A 14,393-nucleotide genomic window follows, 5' to 3' on the forward strand; every position below is an offset into this window, starting at 1 on the left:
AAGGGAGAGAAAGGCTCCCCTTCCCTCCCTTTCCCATTCAACTACCCAATGTTACATCGCCTATGCCTTTACTTACTCCTCTTCGCCTTCGTCCTGGGCGTCGGTCTCGACCTCCAAGGCCACTTCCTCGACATCGGACCTGTCTTGATCAGCCGGAACATCCTGCTGACCTTCCTTACCCTCCAGCACGGCATCGGCGATGATACCGGTCAGAAGGCGAATAGCGCGAATTGCATCGTCGTTGCCAGGGATAACGTAATCCACTTCATCGGGATCACAGTTGGTATCCACGATAGCTACAACAGGAATACCCAACTTGCGAGCTTCAGCAATGGCGATCCGCTCTTTGCGAGGATCGATGATGAACACCGCTCCCGGCAATCTATCCATCTCGCGAATTCCACCCAAGAACCGCTGCAACTTATCCATCTCCTTGCGCAGGATAGCAGCTTCCTTCTTGGGTAGAAGCTCCATTGCACCCTCTTCTTCCATCCTCTCGAGCTCCTTCAAACGAGCAACCCGACTGCGGATGGTTGTGAAGTTGGTGAGCATTCCACCGAGCCATCTCTCGTTGACGTAGAACTCACCGCACCGCTGAGCTTCCTCGAAGACAGTGTCATGGGCCTGCTTCTTGGTCCCAACAAAGAGGATCCTCTCCCCATTTGCCACCGTCTCCCGGATAAAATTGTATGCCCGCTCCACTAGGCGCACGGTTTTCTGCAGGTCGATAATGTAAATGCCATTTCGCTCGGTGAAAATATACTCCTTCATTTTTGGGTTCCACCGTCTCGTCTGGTGGCCAAAGTGAACGCCGGCTTCGAGCAATTGCTTCATTGACACGAGTGCCATTCGTCCACCTCCTCTCTTGGTTTTTTCCTCCGGTCAACTCATCCTCCGAGCCCTTCGACAGCAGAACTGCCATCGACACCGAGACTCAAAGTCCTTGACCGTGTGTATTCACACCTTGGATAGTATACCATAACCTACTTGTCCAAGCAATGTTAGATTAGGAGTCTTTTTCATAAATCCCACTAACCTGGCTTACTTAGTATACCCATAATTCCAACTCTGTGTGCAACAGGTCGGGTATCAATGAGAAAGTCAAACTACTGCATGACGAATCCGCTCTAAGCGGCTCCGCAGTTTGGCCACCGCTTGGGTATGGATTTGAGACACTCGAGATTCAGTGACGGATAACACCTCACCAATTTCCCGCAAGGTCAACTTCTCGTAGTAATATAGGGTGATCACTTGCCGCTCTCTCTCTGACAGCGCCTCTATCGCCTGGGCCAAAGTAGCCTTGACTGCCTCTACCTCTAGGTCATGCCCCGGTTCCGGCAGTTTGGTATCCTCAACCATGTCACCCAGTCGCAGGAAATCGTCTTCGCCGCCTTCTCCCCAGAGCTCATCGAGGGAGGTGATGGTGGTGGACTTGACCTCATCAAGCATTTCGTAATACTCTTCCTTGCTGAGGTTCAGGGCCTTGGCAATCTCATCCTCCGAAGCACTTCTCCCTAGACGAAACTCTAACTCCGCCACAGTTCTCTCTAGTCTTCTCGCCTTAGCTCGTACCGATCGCGGTACCCAGTCGGCAGCTCGCAACCCATCGATAATTGCTCCCCGGATACGAACTGTAGCATAGGATTCGAACTTGATGCCTCGGTTAGGATCGAACTTATCCACTGCATCCAAGAGACCAAAGATACCGTAGCTGATCAAGTCTTCCATATCGACGGAATTAGGCATCCCGATTGCCACACGGCCCGCGGTGTACTTGACTAATCCTGTATACCGAAGAATCAGTTGATCTCGGGCGCTGTAATCACCATAGTCCTTATATCTCTCCCAAAGGGACGCTTCACTTGGTGGTTGTTGTTTCAACTCAATCATTATCCCCGCCCCTTTTCATGAGAATTACTAGACAGACCCTGAATCGGCCGTCCCTGCTGCCTCCGAAAACTACCTCGTCCTTCCGATACTAAGCCCCACGATCCGCTGCAAAAGCAGCTTCATACCGCCGACCCCTTCCTGTTGTTGCTCCTCATCGACGATACGATGGGCCAGGTCATTAATTGCCCGAGACGCTGCACACCTTGGGTAACGGAGCAAAAAGGGCTGCTGCTGCCTAATGGCGTTACGAACCATAGGATCTTCTGGGATTGCCCCACGATACTTGATCTCCATGCCCAAGAACCTATTTACCGTAACGCTAATTCTGTCGTAAACCCCCTGAGCCTGTTTCTTGCTGCTAACCATATTGACCACCAAGCCAATGTTGGCAGCCTTATTCCGGTTGGCGATTACCTTGATAAGGCCGTAGGCATCGGTAATTGCCGTAGGATCCACGGTGGTAACCACCAGTATCTCCTGGGCCGCCAGAACGAAGGTCATTACCGCATGGGCAATTCCCGCCCCGGAATCGATGATAATCACATCAAACTCGGCATCTAAGATCTGAAGGGAATCCACCAACCGCTTTAGGCGCCACCGGCTTAGATTAGCCAAATCTTCGAGTCCCGTCCCGCCGGCCAGTAACATCAAACCCTCGGGTCCTTCCGTCAGGGCCTCCATCAGGGATTTCTGTCCCGACAAGACATGGGTGAGGTTATACCGTGGGATCCGGTTGAGAACTATGTCCACATTTGCTAACCCCATATCGGCATCGAGAATCACCACTCGCTTGCCCAGTCTAACCAAACTCAAGCCGAGATTCACCGCTAGATTAGTCTTGCCGACTCCACCCTTTCCCGAGGCCACCGCCAGGATCTTAGCCCCACCCTCCCGCTGACCCTTGGAAGTGGCGGTTTGCAGTAACCTCTGTAGACCCTCGGCTTGTCCAGTTGGAATACTATCCCTCATAGGCTAACCCTTCCCATAATCAGATCAGAGATGCGGGTACCGGTGGCAACCTCGATGTGCTCAGGAACTTCCTGACCATCGGTGATAAAGGACAGGGGCTTCTTGGCCAAGGCATAGCCGTTGAGCAGGCTGCCGTAGGCCGACGTCTCATCAAGCTTGGTGTAAATCAGGTGGGTCGGGGACAGCACAGAAAATCTCCGAATAATATCGGCCAAGTCCCGATAGCGAGTAGCTGCACTGAGTACTAAGTGGACCTGGGTTAAGGGACTGCCGTCAAAGATGCGGCTCAGTTCCCGCAATTCCTCGGTATTTTTCTGGCTGCGCCCGGCGGTGTCCACCAGGACCAGATCACAGTGCTGCAGCTGCTGCTCGACGGCCTCCTGCAAATCCTTTGCAGCAACAGCCACGACAATGGGAATGTCAATCATGTCGGCATAGGTCTGCAGTTGTTCCACCGCCGCTACCCGGTACGTATCCATGGTAATCAGACCCACCTTCTTGTCCGATAGCAGCGCGTAATTAGCGGCGATCTTGGCAATGGTGGTGGTCTTGCCCACACCGGTGGGGCCCACCAAAGCCACGATCTCAGGCTCATCGGTCAACTGCCATGGTTCCTCCACCCTGACAATACTAGCGATCTTGTTGCGCAAGGCCTCGGCAGCTAACCCTGGGTCCTCAGCCTGGGGGCCCAATTCCGCGGCAACGCAGCGCACCAGCGACACAGCCAGTCTTTCCTCAACATCGGCATCCCGAAGCAAGTTTACCAATGGCTGCAGCTGCGAAGGAATCTCAGCTGCGTTGGTCTTCGAGGACGCCCCGTTGATCGGTTCCGAAATCTCTCCCAAGGACGCCGGGAACGGCCCCGCATCGCCGCCAGGCTTGTGCTGGGCCCGATAAAGCTCCGTCACCTTACGAGACGGTACGGTAATACCGGGGGTTTCCCCTGGTGCCGCGGTCTCCTGTTGCCAGCGATGCCCACTGCGTTTCAATTCCTGCTCAAAGGTCGATGGCCTCCCCCGCCGGCCAGAGACTGGACCGGTGTCCTTGGATCCACGGGAAGACAGTGATTTATCCAGGACGGCGACGACCTCGGCCGGGGCTGGGAAAAAGAATCGGCGCAACCCTCGGTTCCTGGCCTCTTTGGTCTGCAGAATAACCGCATCGGAACCAAACTCGGCTCGCATCTTCGCTACGGCCTCTTGCATCGTTTGGCCAACAAAGCGCTTAATCCGCATTGCTGATGTTCACCATCCCTACTGACTGAATTTCTATCTCCGGTGAAATCTCATTAAAGGACAGTACCGGCAGCAGCGGCAGTGACCGTTCCGTTAACCGCCTAAAGGGCAACCTCGTCTGGGGCGAACAAAGCACCACCGGCTCTAACCCCGTTTCTGCCGCCTGCTGCCAGACCATGGCCACTTCATTGAGCAAAGAACCGGCGACTCGGGGATCGAGATTGATAAAGGTTCCCCGATCGGTGTGCTCCAAAGCGGCAGCGATTTCCCGCTCTACTATTGGATCGATGGTGATGGCATATAGCACCCCAGACTCGTCGGCAAACTGCTGGGAAATCTCCCGTCCCAAGGCTTCCCTGACCAACTCCGTTAAGTCATCGGGATCCTTGGTCATTTCGCCGTAGTCTGCTAAGGTTTCTAAGATCGTCACCAGATTACGGATGGACACTCCCTCTCGCAGCAGGTTCTGCAACACCCGTTGGACATCGCCCAGAGAAAGCATTCCGGGAACCAACTCCTCCACCACCGCTTGGTAATCGGTTCTCATATGATCCAGTAAGGCCTTGGTCTCCTGCCGGCCCAACAACTCTGCAGCATTGGCCTTGATTATTTCCGTTAGATGGGTAGCCAGGACCGAGGGCGCATCCACCACGGTATATCCCGCCAGTTCTGCTTGCTCACGTTTCTCTTCGGTAATCCACAAAGCGGGTAAGCCAAAGGCAGGTTCGCGGGTCTGGACCCCTTCAATTTCCCGGGTGACCGCGCCGGAATCCATGGCCAGGTAATGATTGAGCAACAGCTCACCCTTAGCCATCTGCACACCCTTGATTTTGATCACGTATTCACCGGGTTTCAATTGCATGTTGTCCCTAATCCGCACCGGTGGCACAACCAGACCCAGTTCCAGGACCAGCTGCCGGCGAATCATCGTCACCCGATCCAAGAGATCCCCGCCCTGTTCCTGATCCACCAGGGCAATTAGGCTGTAGCCAATCTCCAGTTCGATGCGATCCACCTGAAGATAGGCCAAAACATTCTCCGGTGCCTTACTGGCCTCAATTTCCTGGGCCTCCCTTTCCTGCTCCTGCAATTCGGCACTTTGCTCCTTGACCCCCGACAGGGCATAGCCAATAGCACCGAAGATAGCTCCCACGACCATGAAGGGAAGGGTCGGCAGGCCCGGCACCACTCCCAAAAGCCCCAGCACCGCTGCTGTGGTCAACAACACTTTGGAATCGGCAAAGAGCTGTTCGTTAAGTTCCGTGCCCAGGCTGGCATCGGCACCAGCCCGGGTGACGATAATTCCCGTTCCCGCAGAAATCAGCAGCGCGGGAATCTGCGAGACTAGACCGTCACCCACTGTCAGCAAAGTATAAGTCTGGAGAGCATCGGCAAAGGAAAAGCCCTGTTGGGCAACACCAACGATGATTCCACCGATAAAGTCAATAAAGACAATAATAATACCCGCGATAGCATCTCCCTTGATAAACTTGGTGGCACCGTCCATAGCGCCGTAAAAATCCGCCTCTTGCTCGATCTTCCTACGTCGTTGGCGGGCCTGGTTCTCATCGATTAATCCAGCGTTCAGATCAGCATCGATACTCATCTGCTTACCGGGCATTGCATCCAAGGTAAACCTTGCCGCAACTTCTGCCACCCGTTCCGCGCCCTTGGTAATCACCACGAACTGGATCACGACCAGAATAAGGAAAATCACAAATCCAACCACGTAGTTACCGCCGACAACGAAATCGCCAAAGGCTCGAACAATGTTACCGGCATCAGCGTGCAGCAGAATCAAGCGGGTGCTAGAAACACTCAAGGCCAAACGAAACAAGGTAGCAAGCAGCAGCAATGAAGGGAAGATCGACAGCTCCAAGGCATCATGGATATTCATCGTCAACAGCAGGAGCAAGAGGGAGAGGCTGATGTTGACCGCCAATAAAACGTCCAAAAGGGCCGGGGGAATCGGCAGGACCATCATAAGCACGATCATTACAACAACTACAACTACTCCCAGATCCGAAAGCCCGGTAATTTTCTGAATGAGACCGCCGCCCTTTGATGGGGCAAAAACCGACGCCATCTCAGCACCCCTCCTTGCCTAGTGATACAAGAGTGATAAAAAAGCTAGATTCGCCTATTCCTCATTAGATAGATCACCGATAAGACCTCAGCTACCGCTTGATACAGTTCCACGGGAATCATGTCACCCACTTGGGCCGTCGTAAACAGAGCCCGAGCCAGAGGTTTGTTCTCCACAACGGGAACATTGTTCGCCCTGGCGATTTCCCTAATTCGCTGGGCCACGAACCCCGCCCCCATGGCAACAATAGTGGGAGCATCCATCGTCATCTCATCGTAACGCAGGGCAACGGCAATTTCCGTCGGGTTGGTAATCACCACATCGGCCGTTGGTACCTGCTGCATCATGCGGCTGGCGGCAATCTGCCGCTGACGCTGCCGAATCCGAGAGCGAATTTGCGGGTCGCCTTCGGTCTGCTTTAATTCCTCTTTGACCTCTTCCTTACTCATCCGCAGGTTTAATTCATACTCATACCGCTGATACAGATAGTCCAGCAAGGCAATTGCCAGCATACTGCCCCCTACCATCATGCCAATGGTACAGATTAGATTCCAGGTAGCAGCGGCAGCCTCCGTGGGATGGGCATACAACAGACCAACAAAATCACCGATTCGGGAACTGACGGCCCAGTAGACCAGATACCCGATGATTACGATCTTAAGTACTGCCTTGGCCAACTCTGCCAGAGCCCGTTTCGAAAAGATCCTTTTCACGCCTTCCACGGGGTTAATGCGGCTGAATTTCGGCTTCAAGCCCTCACCGATGAACATGAAGCCCACCTGCACCAACTGACTCCCCGCCCCCAGTAACATCGCCAGTCCCATAATGGGAGCCACCACCTGCAGAAACACTGACCCAGAAACCAGGCTAATTCCCTGGAGGAACTTCTCTTCGGTAAAGGGCGTTGGCAGCCACTGGGAGAAGGATATCTGCATCAACTGAGCCAAGGGTTGTACCAGCAACCGGTCTGCGTTCCTTAACAGAAAAGAGCCGCCTAGCAAAACTAAACCGGTACCCAGTTCCATAGTCCTGGGCACGTGTCCCCGTTTCCTGGCATCCTCCCGTTTCTTCGGAGTAGCTGGCTCCGTCTTGTCGCTATCGGCGAATAACTGCAGGTTAAACTGCCACGTTGATCCTCCCAATTCGTCCCAGGATGGCTTACAGGAAACTCCGTAAGAATCTTTCCACATAGGTCCAAATCACTCCATCACTGGCAAAAAGCCCTGCCAAGGCCCAGATATACACCGGCATGCCAAGGGCTAGGATCAACAGCCCAACCCCAATCTTCAGGGGAAATCCAACGATGAAAACATTAATCTGGGGTACCACTCGAGCCAAGATTCCCAGAGCGATGTCGGTAAGAAGCAAAGCGGCAACCGCCGGCAAGCTCAAGGTGACGCCAATGAGAAACATCTTGATGAAGGCCTCTAAACCAACACTGGCTATCGCGGAACTAACGGGGCCAGGGCCAAGGGGAACTAGCTGAAAACTTTTGCCCAATACCAGGATCACAATCCTGGGTCCACCGATGGCGAAAAACATCAGGGTGGCAAAGATGTTGAGAAATTGGGCGACGATGGGGACTTGGATGCCAATATTCGGGTCCAAGACACTGACCATTCCAAAGCCCATGGGCACATCAATCAGCTGCCCAGCTACGTAAATGGCATTGAACACGATACTGACAACAAAGCCCATCCCTAAACCGATCACCAACTCCCGCATAACCGCAATACCCAATGCTGTGATCTCCTGAATCGGTGTCGGATAGTAGGTCAACGTGGGAACCAAAAGAAGCGTGATCGCCAGAGCCACTCCGATTCGAATGGGCATCGGAACTCCCCGAGCGTTGAAGGGTGGGACCATAATCATCAGACCGATTATTCGACTAAAGCACAGGACTCCCCAATAAAGATAGGGCCACAGCTGTTCAAAACCCAGTTCCGCCGCCTCCCTCCCCGAAACACCTGATCACCCTACGCCGCATTACTGAACAAAGCTAGGCAGGGCCAGAAACAATCGCTGGGCAAAGTCCACCAGGATCCGAAGCATCCAGGGCCCGAACCAAACGATGGCCCCCATGATCGCCAGGATTTTCGGAATAAAGGCTAGAGTTTGTTCCTGGATTTGAGTAGTCGCTTGAAAGACACTGACTAACAATCCTACCAACAGGCCCAGGCCTAACATCGGGCCGGCTACCTTGAGGACCACCAATAACGCTTCTCGGGCCAACTCAATGATTAGACTTTCTGACACTTTGCTCTCTCCTAATTGAAGCTAACTAATAAAGACCTTGCGATCAGATTCCACCCGTCGACCATCACAAATAGCAGTATCTTAAAGGGTAACGAGATCATCACCGGAGGTAACATCAACATCCCCATGGCCATTAACGTCGATGCCACCACCATATCGATGACGATAAAGGGAACAAAAATGACAAAGCCCAGCTGAAAGGCCGACTTTAGCTCGCTGAGAACAAAGGCCGGAATCAAAATCTGCATCGGTACCTGTTCCGGCGTTTCGGGGCGCTCGTGATTAGAAATCTCGTAAAATACCGCCAAGTCCTTCTCACGGGTATGCTTCATCATAAACTGGCGAATCGGTCTGCTGCCCTGTTCCAACGCCTCTGCCTGACTCATCTCCCCCGACAGATAAGGTGCCAATGCCCCTTCATACACCTGGGTAAAGGTGGGAGCCATCACAAAAAAGGTCAAAAACATCGCCAAGCCAATAATCACTTGACTGGGCGGTGTCTGGTTTGTAGCCAAGGCATTGCGAATCAAAGACAACACAATGACGATCCGAGTAAAGGAGGTCATCAACAAAAGAATCGCCGGAGCTACGGCGAGGATGGTAATCACCGCTAAGATCTGCAGCGATACCGCGGTATCTTGGGGTGAATCCGATGCCTCTACACCAAGGTGGATCTGCGGCAGTGGGACCATGGTCTGCGCCGAAGCTAAGCCGGCAAGACTAAAGAGAGCGGCCAGAACCAACCCCGAGAGCAAAATCCGCAACCATAACCTATTCCCCACGATCGGTCCCTCCTCTTTGCCGAAGGACCCTGCTCAGTACGTTGGCAAAACCTCCAGCTTCTTCCTGGAAAGCAGAGTCAGCAGCTTGCCACTTAACTTCCTCCCGGTCCCACTGAGCAATGGTAGAAATCCCATCGTTGGCAACCCCCAGGAGAAAAATCTTGTCTTGAACGCCAACGAGTATCAGGCTATTGTTAGGCCCGAGAGAGACCTGTCCCAGGATCTGAATAAGACCCTGTCTGCCTCCCCCCAGCCGTCTTCCATACAGCCGCGTGACAAAAACAGCACAGGGAATAAGCAAAATAAGAGCAAACAACACTCGCACTGCTTCCCATACCAGGCTGGGACTTGTCTCACTTACCGTTGTAGCCAGGCCCAATACACTACTGTCCACCGGACAACACTCCACTCCAATACTGCGACGGATCAACTAGCTCAGTGACTCGCAGGGAAAGAACTCCGTCGAGTACCATTACTTCTCCTCGAGCAATAGTGCTGCCATTGATAAAAACTTCCACCGACTCCCCAGCCAGCTTATTCAGGGTGATGACCGTCCCTTCTTCCCACTCGAGAATATCCCCGATTGTGCGGGTCGTCCGTCCAATTTCCACCACCACTTCCAGGGATACATCCTCCAACACTTCAATTTCCCTTGCCTCAGCGTCAGTTGCCGTGGAAGAAAAGGACTTGAGCCGAAAGGGATAGACCTGCACCGGCCGACGGGGGCTACTTGCCAGGGATTCTCTGGCATCTATGGCAGCCAAGCTTCGACCCGTCTGTAATGCATGGACACATTTGTCCACTAATCCTGCCGCCAACCCACCCTCCAGCCAAAGATGCATCAGCACCGACTGAGTATCAGAGAAAGACCACTCCATCGGGACCAAGACCGCTCCTTTCCCGGAGGCACAGGGAAAAGCCCGCCCCAGGTCAGAATAGGAGTGAATCGATAGCAACGTAAGCTCAACTTCCTCTTCCAAGAAATTAGCTATCCCCTTGGTTACAGGACGCAACCATCGCAATAACAGTTCACCAACAGCCTCAACTGCTGGAACACTGGATGCCATCCCCACCTGCGAGGACATTAGTACAGTTCTATCCAACAAAGCGTGGATATCAGGCTCGTCTATGGTCACGGCACATTCTCCAGCAATGGCACCAGTCATTTGATAGCACAGGACCACACCTTCCAAGCCCTCTGGCTTTCCTAGAGCCTGTACCATATCTTCAACTTCACCATGGGAAGCTTTGCCTAGATTGACCATAGTATTGACGGCAAAGAGTTGCCTGATTGTGTCTTCCCCCCGAAGAGCAAAGCGTTTCAACAAGGAAGAAAGCATTGATAGGTTAATCCTTTCCTTGTAGGCTCGACTAGTCATGAGTTACCCCCACTTACAACCCAACTTTCCTTGCTACTGAACTACGAAATCGGTGAAATACACATCGGAAATCGCTCTAGCGCCGAGAATCTCATTCAAGACCGAAATGACTTCCTGCTTTAGTTGCGTCATCCCCCGCTGGGATAGGACTTCCTCCGCTGTGCGACCCCGTAGCACCGAAATCAAGCAATCCCTAACTTGGGGAGCCCTGATTTCCAGCTCCTTCACCGTATCAGGGTCCTGGGAAGCAATCACGATCCCCGTTCTGATAAACCTGTTGGACAATCCACGGCCAGGGGCCAGGTTAACAGTCAGAGTACCGGCATCATAGGTGTGACCAAAGGGCTCTCGGACTTGACCGTTAACGGCATCGGCTCGCCCACTGCTTTCACCCCGGGAGAAGAAGACAAACGTCATATAAGCGCTTCCCATAGTCGCGATAACAATCAACGAAATGACAATAACGAGAAACCTCAAATCCAGTTGCGTCTTTCCAGGCATCGATGGTTGACCTCCTTGTGCCAGTTATCCGGTACTTCGCCGGAAGGGCTTGACGACTAATCTCCAACAGAATCGACGGTCAGGTCCTCTTCACCCACGGGTTCAGCCTCGCTAAGGCCCAGACGCAGGATCACAATATCCACCCGACGATTCCTGGCTCTGCCGGAATCCGTGGAGTTATCCGCCACCGGCCGATACTCACCATAGCCAGACGCCGACAACTGCGTGGGAGAAAAACCATGCTCCTCGATGAGAAACCGAATCACCGATGTCGCACGAGCGGTGGATAGCTCCCAATTGGAGGGAAATATCTGATTCCTGATGGGCAGGTTGTCGGTATGACCCTCAACTCTGATGGGATTGGGTAATTCCCGGAGAACGGGAACAAGTTCATTGAGTACCGCACGAGCCTGCTCCGTCAGATTCGCCCTTCCCAGATCAAAAAAGACTTGGTCGGCAAAGCGAATGATTAAACCTCTACTTTCAACGGTAAGCTCCACCTCTGCAGGCAGCTGTCCCGCCTCACGCATTGCCATCAGAAGATCATATAAGTCCTGAAGCTGAGCAATTTCCTCAAGGCTAATTTGCAGACTATGATCGAGGACCGAAGGAGGGCTACCTACCGCTGACTCCGGTGAAAGCGACAGTCCACCATCGAGAACACCCAAGGCACCTTGCAAGGAAGCAACAAAAGCCTGAAACTTCTGTACGTCTAAGACTGAAAAGGAGTACAGCAGAACAAAAAAGCAGAGCAGCAAGGTAACCATATCAGCATAGGTAGTCATCCATGAGGGGCTACCGCCACCAGAGGAGCGCTTCTTACCCAGGTTACGCACTGATAGTCTCCTCTCTTCCCGTCCGAGAATCCAATTCTTGATCTTCTCGCTGCTTGGGAGCCAAGAAGGCTTTTAGCTTCTCCTCTACCAAACGGGGATTCTCCCCAGCCTGAATCGACAGAACACCCTCGACGATGATCTGGCGCATTAGTACCTCCTTATCACTGCGCATCCGCAGTTTACCCGCCATCGGCAAGAACATCAGGTTTGCGGCCACTACTCCGTAGAAGGTGGTAATCAAGGCCGTTGCCATACCCGGCCCGACGGACTCAGGACTGTCCAGACCCGTTAACATCTGAATCAGGCCGATTAAGGTACCGATCATTCCGAAGGCCGGGGCATAGTTACCCATGGACTCGAGAATTTGCTGCCCAGCGTAATGTCTCTCCTGCAAGAAGGCATTCTCGATTTCCAGGACATTACGGACCAGTTCTGGATCGGTACCATCGACTACCAGTTGAATCCCCTTTTGCAAGAAGGCATTGTCAACCTCTAGGACCTCTGCTTCCAGGGATAACAACCCTTCTCGTCTCGCCTTTTCCGCCATGCCCACCAGGATCCGAATAATGGCCTGCGGTGAGTGTCTCGTTTCAACGAACGCGACACGAATCACCTGAAACAGTCCCATAATTTCCTCTCTGGAATGCTGCACCATCGCGGCGCCAAAGGTACCACCGAAGACAATCATAATCGAGGCAGCATCATAGAAGGCGAGTAGTGATCCCTGACCGAAAATTGCCAAGGCAAGTAAGGCAAAACCCACAATTAAGCCAAGAATCGTTGACAAATCCATCTGCACACACCATCCCTACTCAGGCGGGGCCCCGGAGGGCCCCTGATACCGGAACGACAATCCCCTCATCTACCTCTTCAGATTCACCAATTCCTGCAGCATCTCATCGGAGGCTGTAATCACCCGAGAGTTCGCCTGGAATCCCCTTTGGGTAATAATCATCTCGGTGAACTCTTGGGACAAGTCAACATTCGACATCTCCAAAGCTCCAGGAGTAATTGAGCCACGGCCACCAATCCCGGCAACTTTGATATCGGCCTTACCGGAGTTATTAGACTCTGCAAAGGCATTTTCACCGGCCTTGAGCAAACCGGCGGGATTGGTGAAGCGAGCCACTGCCACCTGCCCTAGAGCCTTGGTCAATCCATTGGAATACTCCCCGGTCAGAATGCCCTGCCCATCGATGCTAAAGCCCTCTAGAACACCGGTGGGATAGCCATCTTGGTAAAGCAAATAGGCATCGCTCTCACCGGCATACTTCGTCATCGCAGAGTAATCAAGGGCAATGGTAACTGGATCAGCACCGGGTGGAGTAAAAGTCAACGCATCGTCCACTGCCACGCTGGATATGGTTCCGCCATTGGTAAAAACAAGCGTACCCCTGCCGGGATTCGCGCCACCAGGTACATTGGCCTCATACTTCCACTCGGTGTCACTGATCTTAGTAAAGACAGTAGTCACGATGTGGGAGTTTCCATTGGAATCAAACACCTGAGACTGCTGGGTCACCTGGGGTGCTGCGTAATCCATGGTGGGTTGGAATACTTCCATATCTGTGACAGTGATGTCAAATAGGTCTTTGCCATCGGTAGCATTATTGAGTCCTATGGTAGCAATGTTAATCCCGTCGACATAGAACTTGATTTCCTCGCTCGGATTAGAGGGTTTCAGTTCGCCATCCTCTACAGTAAAACTAATGCTCACGCTATTGGTCGAAGGATTATCACCTATGGTCAGCTCACCAGTAATAACACTAATCTCCATCTCAAACTTATTGAACTCACCGGTGGGTTTCACCGTAACGTTGAGCTCATACTCAGTGTCGGTATCCTTAAGGGTAATCTTACTGGTACCGCCCAACCGGAACTGCCCATTTACATTGGCATCCAGGTTACCGCCGATTTGCAGCTGACTGGTGGCATTGGGTTGAATCATGTCGCCAATGGGGATCTTGAGAGCATCCACTGGCTTGTTAATATCGATGTTCCCTTTGGCATCGGCATTCCAGCCAACCACTAGCATCCCATTGGGCTCATTCACCAGGTTACCTTGCTCATCCATGCTGAAGGTACCGGCTCGGGTGTAATATTGTCTCGCTCCGTCTCTTAGGACAAAGAAGCCGTCACCCTCCAAAGCCAAGTCCGTAGGTTTTCCCGTCGGCTGTGTGCTGCCTTGGGTATGGTTGATTGAAACGGAACCAATGGTCATCCCCAACCCCACTTGATGGGGATTGGTACCTCCCCTTCCCTTAGCGGCGGCAGAAGCACCCCGCAGGGTCTGGCTCAAAGCATCCTGAAAGGTAACTTGGCTAGACTTAAAACCCACGGTATTCACATTTGCAATATTGTTGCCGATGACGTCCATGCGGGTTTGGTGATTACGCAAACCCGAAACACCGGCAAACAAAGACCTCATCATCGGGTACTTCCTCCTAACATCCTAGGCT

The 14,393-nt window shown here is 52.8% G+C and carries 15 protein-coding genes; all 15 read right to left on the bottom strand.

Annotation, left to right across the window (positions count from 1 at the left end; all coding sequences use genetic code 11):
• Positions 1-72 precede the first annotated feature (72 nt).
• Positions 73-849 carry a 30S ribosomal protein S2 gene (gene rpsB, locus GX030_02170; protein ID NLV91185.1) on the bottom strand — a complete coding sequence of 259 codons (777 nt, stop codon included), beginning with the start codon at positions 847-849 and terminating at the stop codon, positions 73-75.
• Between the two features lie 252 nt (positions 850-1,101).
• Positions 1,102-1,890, bottom strand: coding sequence for a FliA/WhiG family RNA polymerase sigma factor (locus GX030_02175; protein NLV91186.1), 789 nt, complete (start codon positions 1,888-1,890; stop codon positions 1,102-1,104).
• A 69-nt stretch (positions 1,891-1,959) separates the two neighbouring features.
• Positions 1,960-2,859 carry a MinD/ParA family protein gene (locus GX030_02180; GenBank protein ID NLV91187.1) on the bottom strand — a complete coding sequence of 300 codons (900 nt, stop codon included), beginning with the start codon at positions 2,857-2,859 and terminating at the stop codon, positions 1,960-1,962.
• Complete coding sequence (gene flhF / locus GX030_02185; GenBank protein NLV91188.1) at positions 2,856-4,094, bottom strand: flagellar biosynthesis protein FlhF; 1,239 nt, start codon at positions 4,092-4,094, stop codon at positions 2,856-2,858. The genes GX030_02180 and flhF overlap by 4 nt, the downstream gene beginning before the upstream one ends.
• On the bottom strand, positions 4,084-6,180 hold the full coding sequence (gene flhA / locus GX030_02190; GenBank protein ID NLV91189.1) for a flagellar biosynthesis protein FlhA: 2,097 nt from the start codon (positions 6,178-6,180) through the stop codon (positions 4,084-4,086). Before flhA ends, flhF begins: the two co-directional genes overlap by 11 nt.
• Positions 6,181-6,224: 44 nt before the next feature.
• Positions 6,225-7,370 carry a flagellar biosynthesis protein FlhB gene (gene flhB, locus GX030_02195; protein NLV91190.1) on the bottom strand — a complete coding sequence of 382 codons (1,146 nt, stop codon included), beginning with the start codon at positions 7,368-7,370 and terminating at the stop codon, positions 6,225-6,227.
• The gene (fliR, locus tag GX030_02200) at positions 7,339-8,052 is read right to left on the bottom strand and encodes a flagellar biosynthetic protein FliR (protein NLV91191.1); all 714 of its coding nucleotides are present in this window, start codon (positions 8,050-8,052) and stop codon (positions 7,339-7,341) included. Before fliR ends, flhB begins: the two co-directional genes overlap by 32 nt.
• Positions 8,053-8,166: 114 nt before the next feature.
• On the bottom strand, positions 8,167-8,436 hold the full coding sequence (gene fliQ, locus GX030_02205) for a flagellar biosynthesis protein FliQ (GenBank protein NLV91192.1): 270 nt from the start codon (positions 8,434-8,436) through the stop codon (positions 8,167-8,169).
• Positions 8,437-8,447: 11 nt separating this feature from the next.
• A complete protein-coding gene (fliP, locus tag GX030_02210; GenBank protein ID NLV91193.1) occupies positions 8,448-9,200 on the bottom strand; it encodes a flagellar type III secretion system pore protein FliP in 753 nt (250 codons plus the stop codon).
• Between the two features lie 7 nt (positions 9,201-9,207).
• Positions 9,208-9,612, bottom strand: coding sequence for a flagellar biosynthetic protein FliO (locus GX030_02215; protein NLV91194.1), 405 nt, complete (start codon positions 9,610-9,612; stop codon positions 9,208-9,210).
• Positions 9,602-10,597 carry a hypothetical protein gene (locus GX030_02220; protein ID NLV91195.1) on the bottom strand — a complete coding sequence of 332 codons (996 nt, stop codon included), beginning with the start codon at positions 10,595-10,597 and terminating at the stop codon, positions 9,602-9,604. Before GX030_02220 ends, GX030_02215 begins: the two co-directional genes overlap by 11 nt.
• Before the next feature lie 33 nt (positions 10,598-10,630).
• Positions 10,631-11,098: a hypothetical protein gene (locus GX030_02225; GenBank protein NLV91196.1), complete on the bottom strand. Its 468-nt coding sequence runs from the start codon at positions 11,096-11,098 to the stop codon at positions 10,631-10,633.
• Between the two features lie 56 nt (positions 11,099-11,154).
• Positions 11,155-11,934: a flagellar motor protein MotB gene (locus GX030_02230; GenBank protein NLV91197.1), complete on the bottom strand. Its 780-nt coding sequence runs from the start codon at positions 11,932-11,934 to the stop codon at positions 11,155-11,157.
• Complete coding sequence (locus tag GX030_02235; GenBank protein NLV91198.1) at positions 11,927-12,727, bottom strand: motility protein A; 801 nt, start codon at positions 12,725-12,727, stop codon at positions 11,927-11,929. The genes GX030_02230 and GX030_02235 overlap by 8 nt, the downstream gene beginning before the upstream one ends.
• A 69-nt stretch (positions 12,728-12,796) precedes the next feature.
• Positions 12,797-14,365, bottom strand: coding sequence for a flagellar hook protein FlgE (locus GX030_02240; GenBank protein NLV91199.1), 1,569 nt, complete (start codon positions 14,363-14,365; stop codon positions 12,797-12,799).
• Positions 14,366-14,393 lie beyond the last annotated feature (28 nt).

The organism is Bacillota bacterium (genome assembly GCA_012727955.1).
Taxonomy (GTDB): domain Bacteria; phylum Bacillota; class Limnochordia; order DTU087; family JAAYGB01; genus JAAYGB01.

What these genes read in the sequence shown, in the direction of transcription:
- rpsB (NLV91185.1), bottom strand. Translation starts at nt 849, where the DNA reads ATGGCACTCGTGTCAATGAAGCAATTGCTCGAAGCCGGCGTTCACTTT.
- GX030_02175 (NLV91186.1), bottom strand. Translation starts at nt 1,890, where the DNA reads ATGATTGAGTTGAAACAACAACCACCAAGTGAAGCGTCCCTTTGGGAG.
- GX030_02180 (NLV91187.1), bottom strand. Translation starts at nt 2,859, where the DNA reads ATGAGGGATAGTATTCCAACTGGACAAGCCGAGGGTCTACAGAGGTTA.
- flhF (NLV91188.1), bottom strand. Translation starts at nt 4,094, where the DNA reads ATGCGGATTAAGCGCTTTGTTGGCCAAACGATGCAAGAGGCCGTAGCG.
- flhA (NLV91189.1), bottom strand. Translation starts at nt 6,180, where the DNA reads ATGGCGTCGGTTTTTGCCCCATCAAAGGGCGGCGGTCTCATTCAGAAA.
- flhB (NLV91190.1), bottom strand. Translation starts at nt 7,370, where the DNA reads ATGTGGAAAGATTCTTACGGAGTTTCCTGTAAGCCATCCTGGGACGAA.
- fliR (NLV91191.1), bottom strand. Translation starts at nt 8,052, where the DNA reads ATGATTATGGTCCCACCCTTCAACGCTCGGGGAGTTCCGATGCCCATT.
- GX030_02220 (NLV91195.1), bottom strand. Translation starts at nt 10,597, where the DNA reads ATGACTAGTCGAGCCTACAAGGAAAGGATTAACCTATCAATGCTTTCT.
- GX030_02225 (NLV91196.1), bottom strand. Translation starts at nt 11,098, where the DNA reads ATGCCTGGAAAGACGCAACTGGATTTGAGGTTTCTCGTTATTGTCATT.
- GX030_02235 (NLV91198.1), bottom strand. Translation starts at nt 12,727, where the DNA reads ATGGATTTGTCAACGATTCTTGGCTTAATTGTGGGTTTTGCCTTACTT.
- GX030_02240 (NLV91199.1), bottom strand. Translation starts at nt 14,365, where the DNA reads ATGATGAGGTCTTTGTTTGCCGGTGTTTCGGGTTTGCGTAATCACCAA.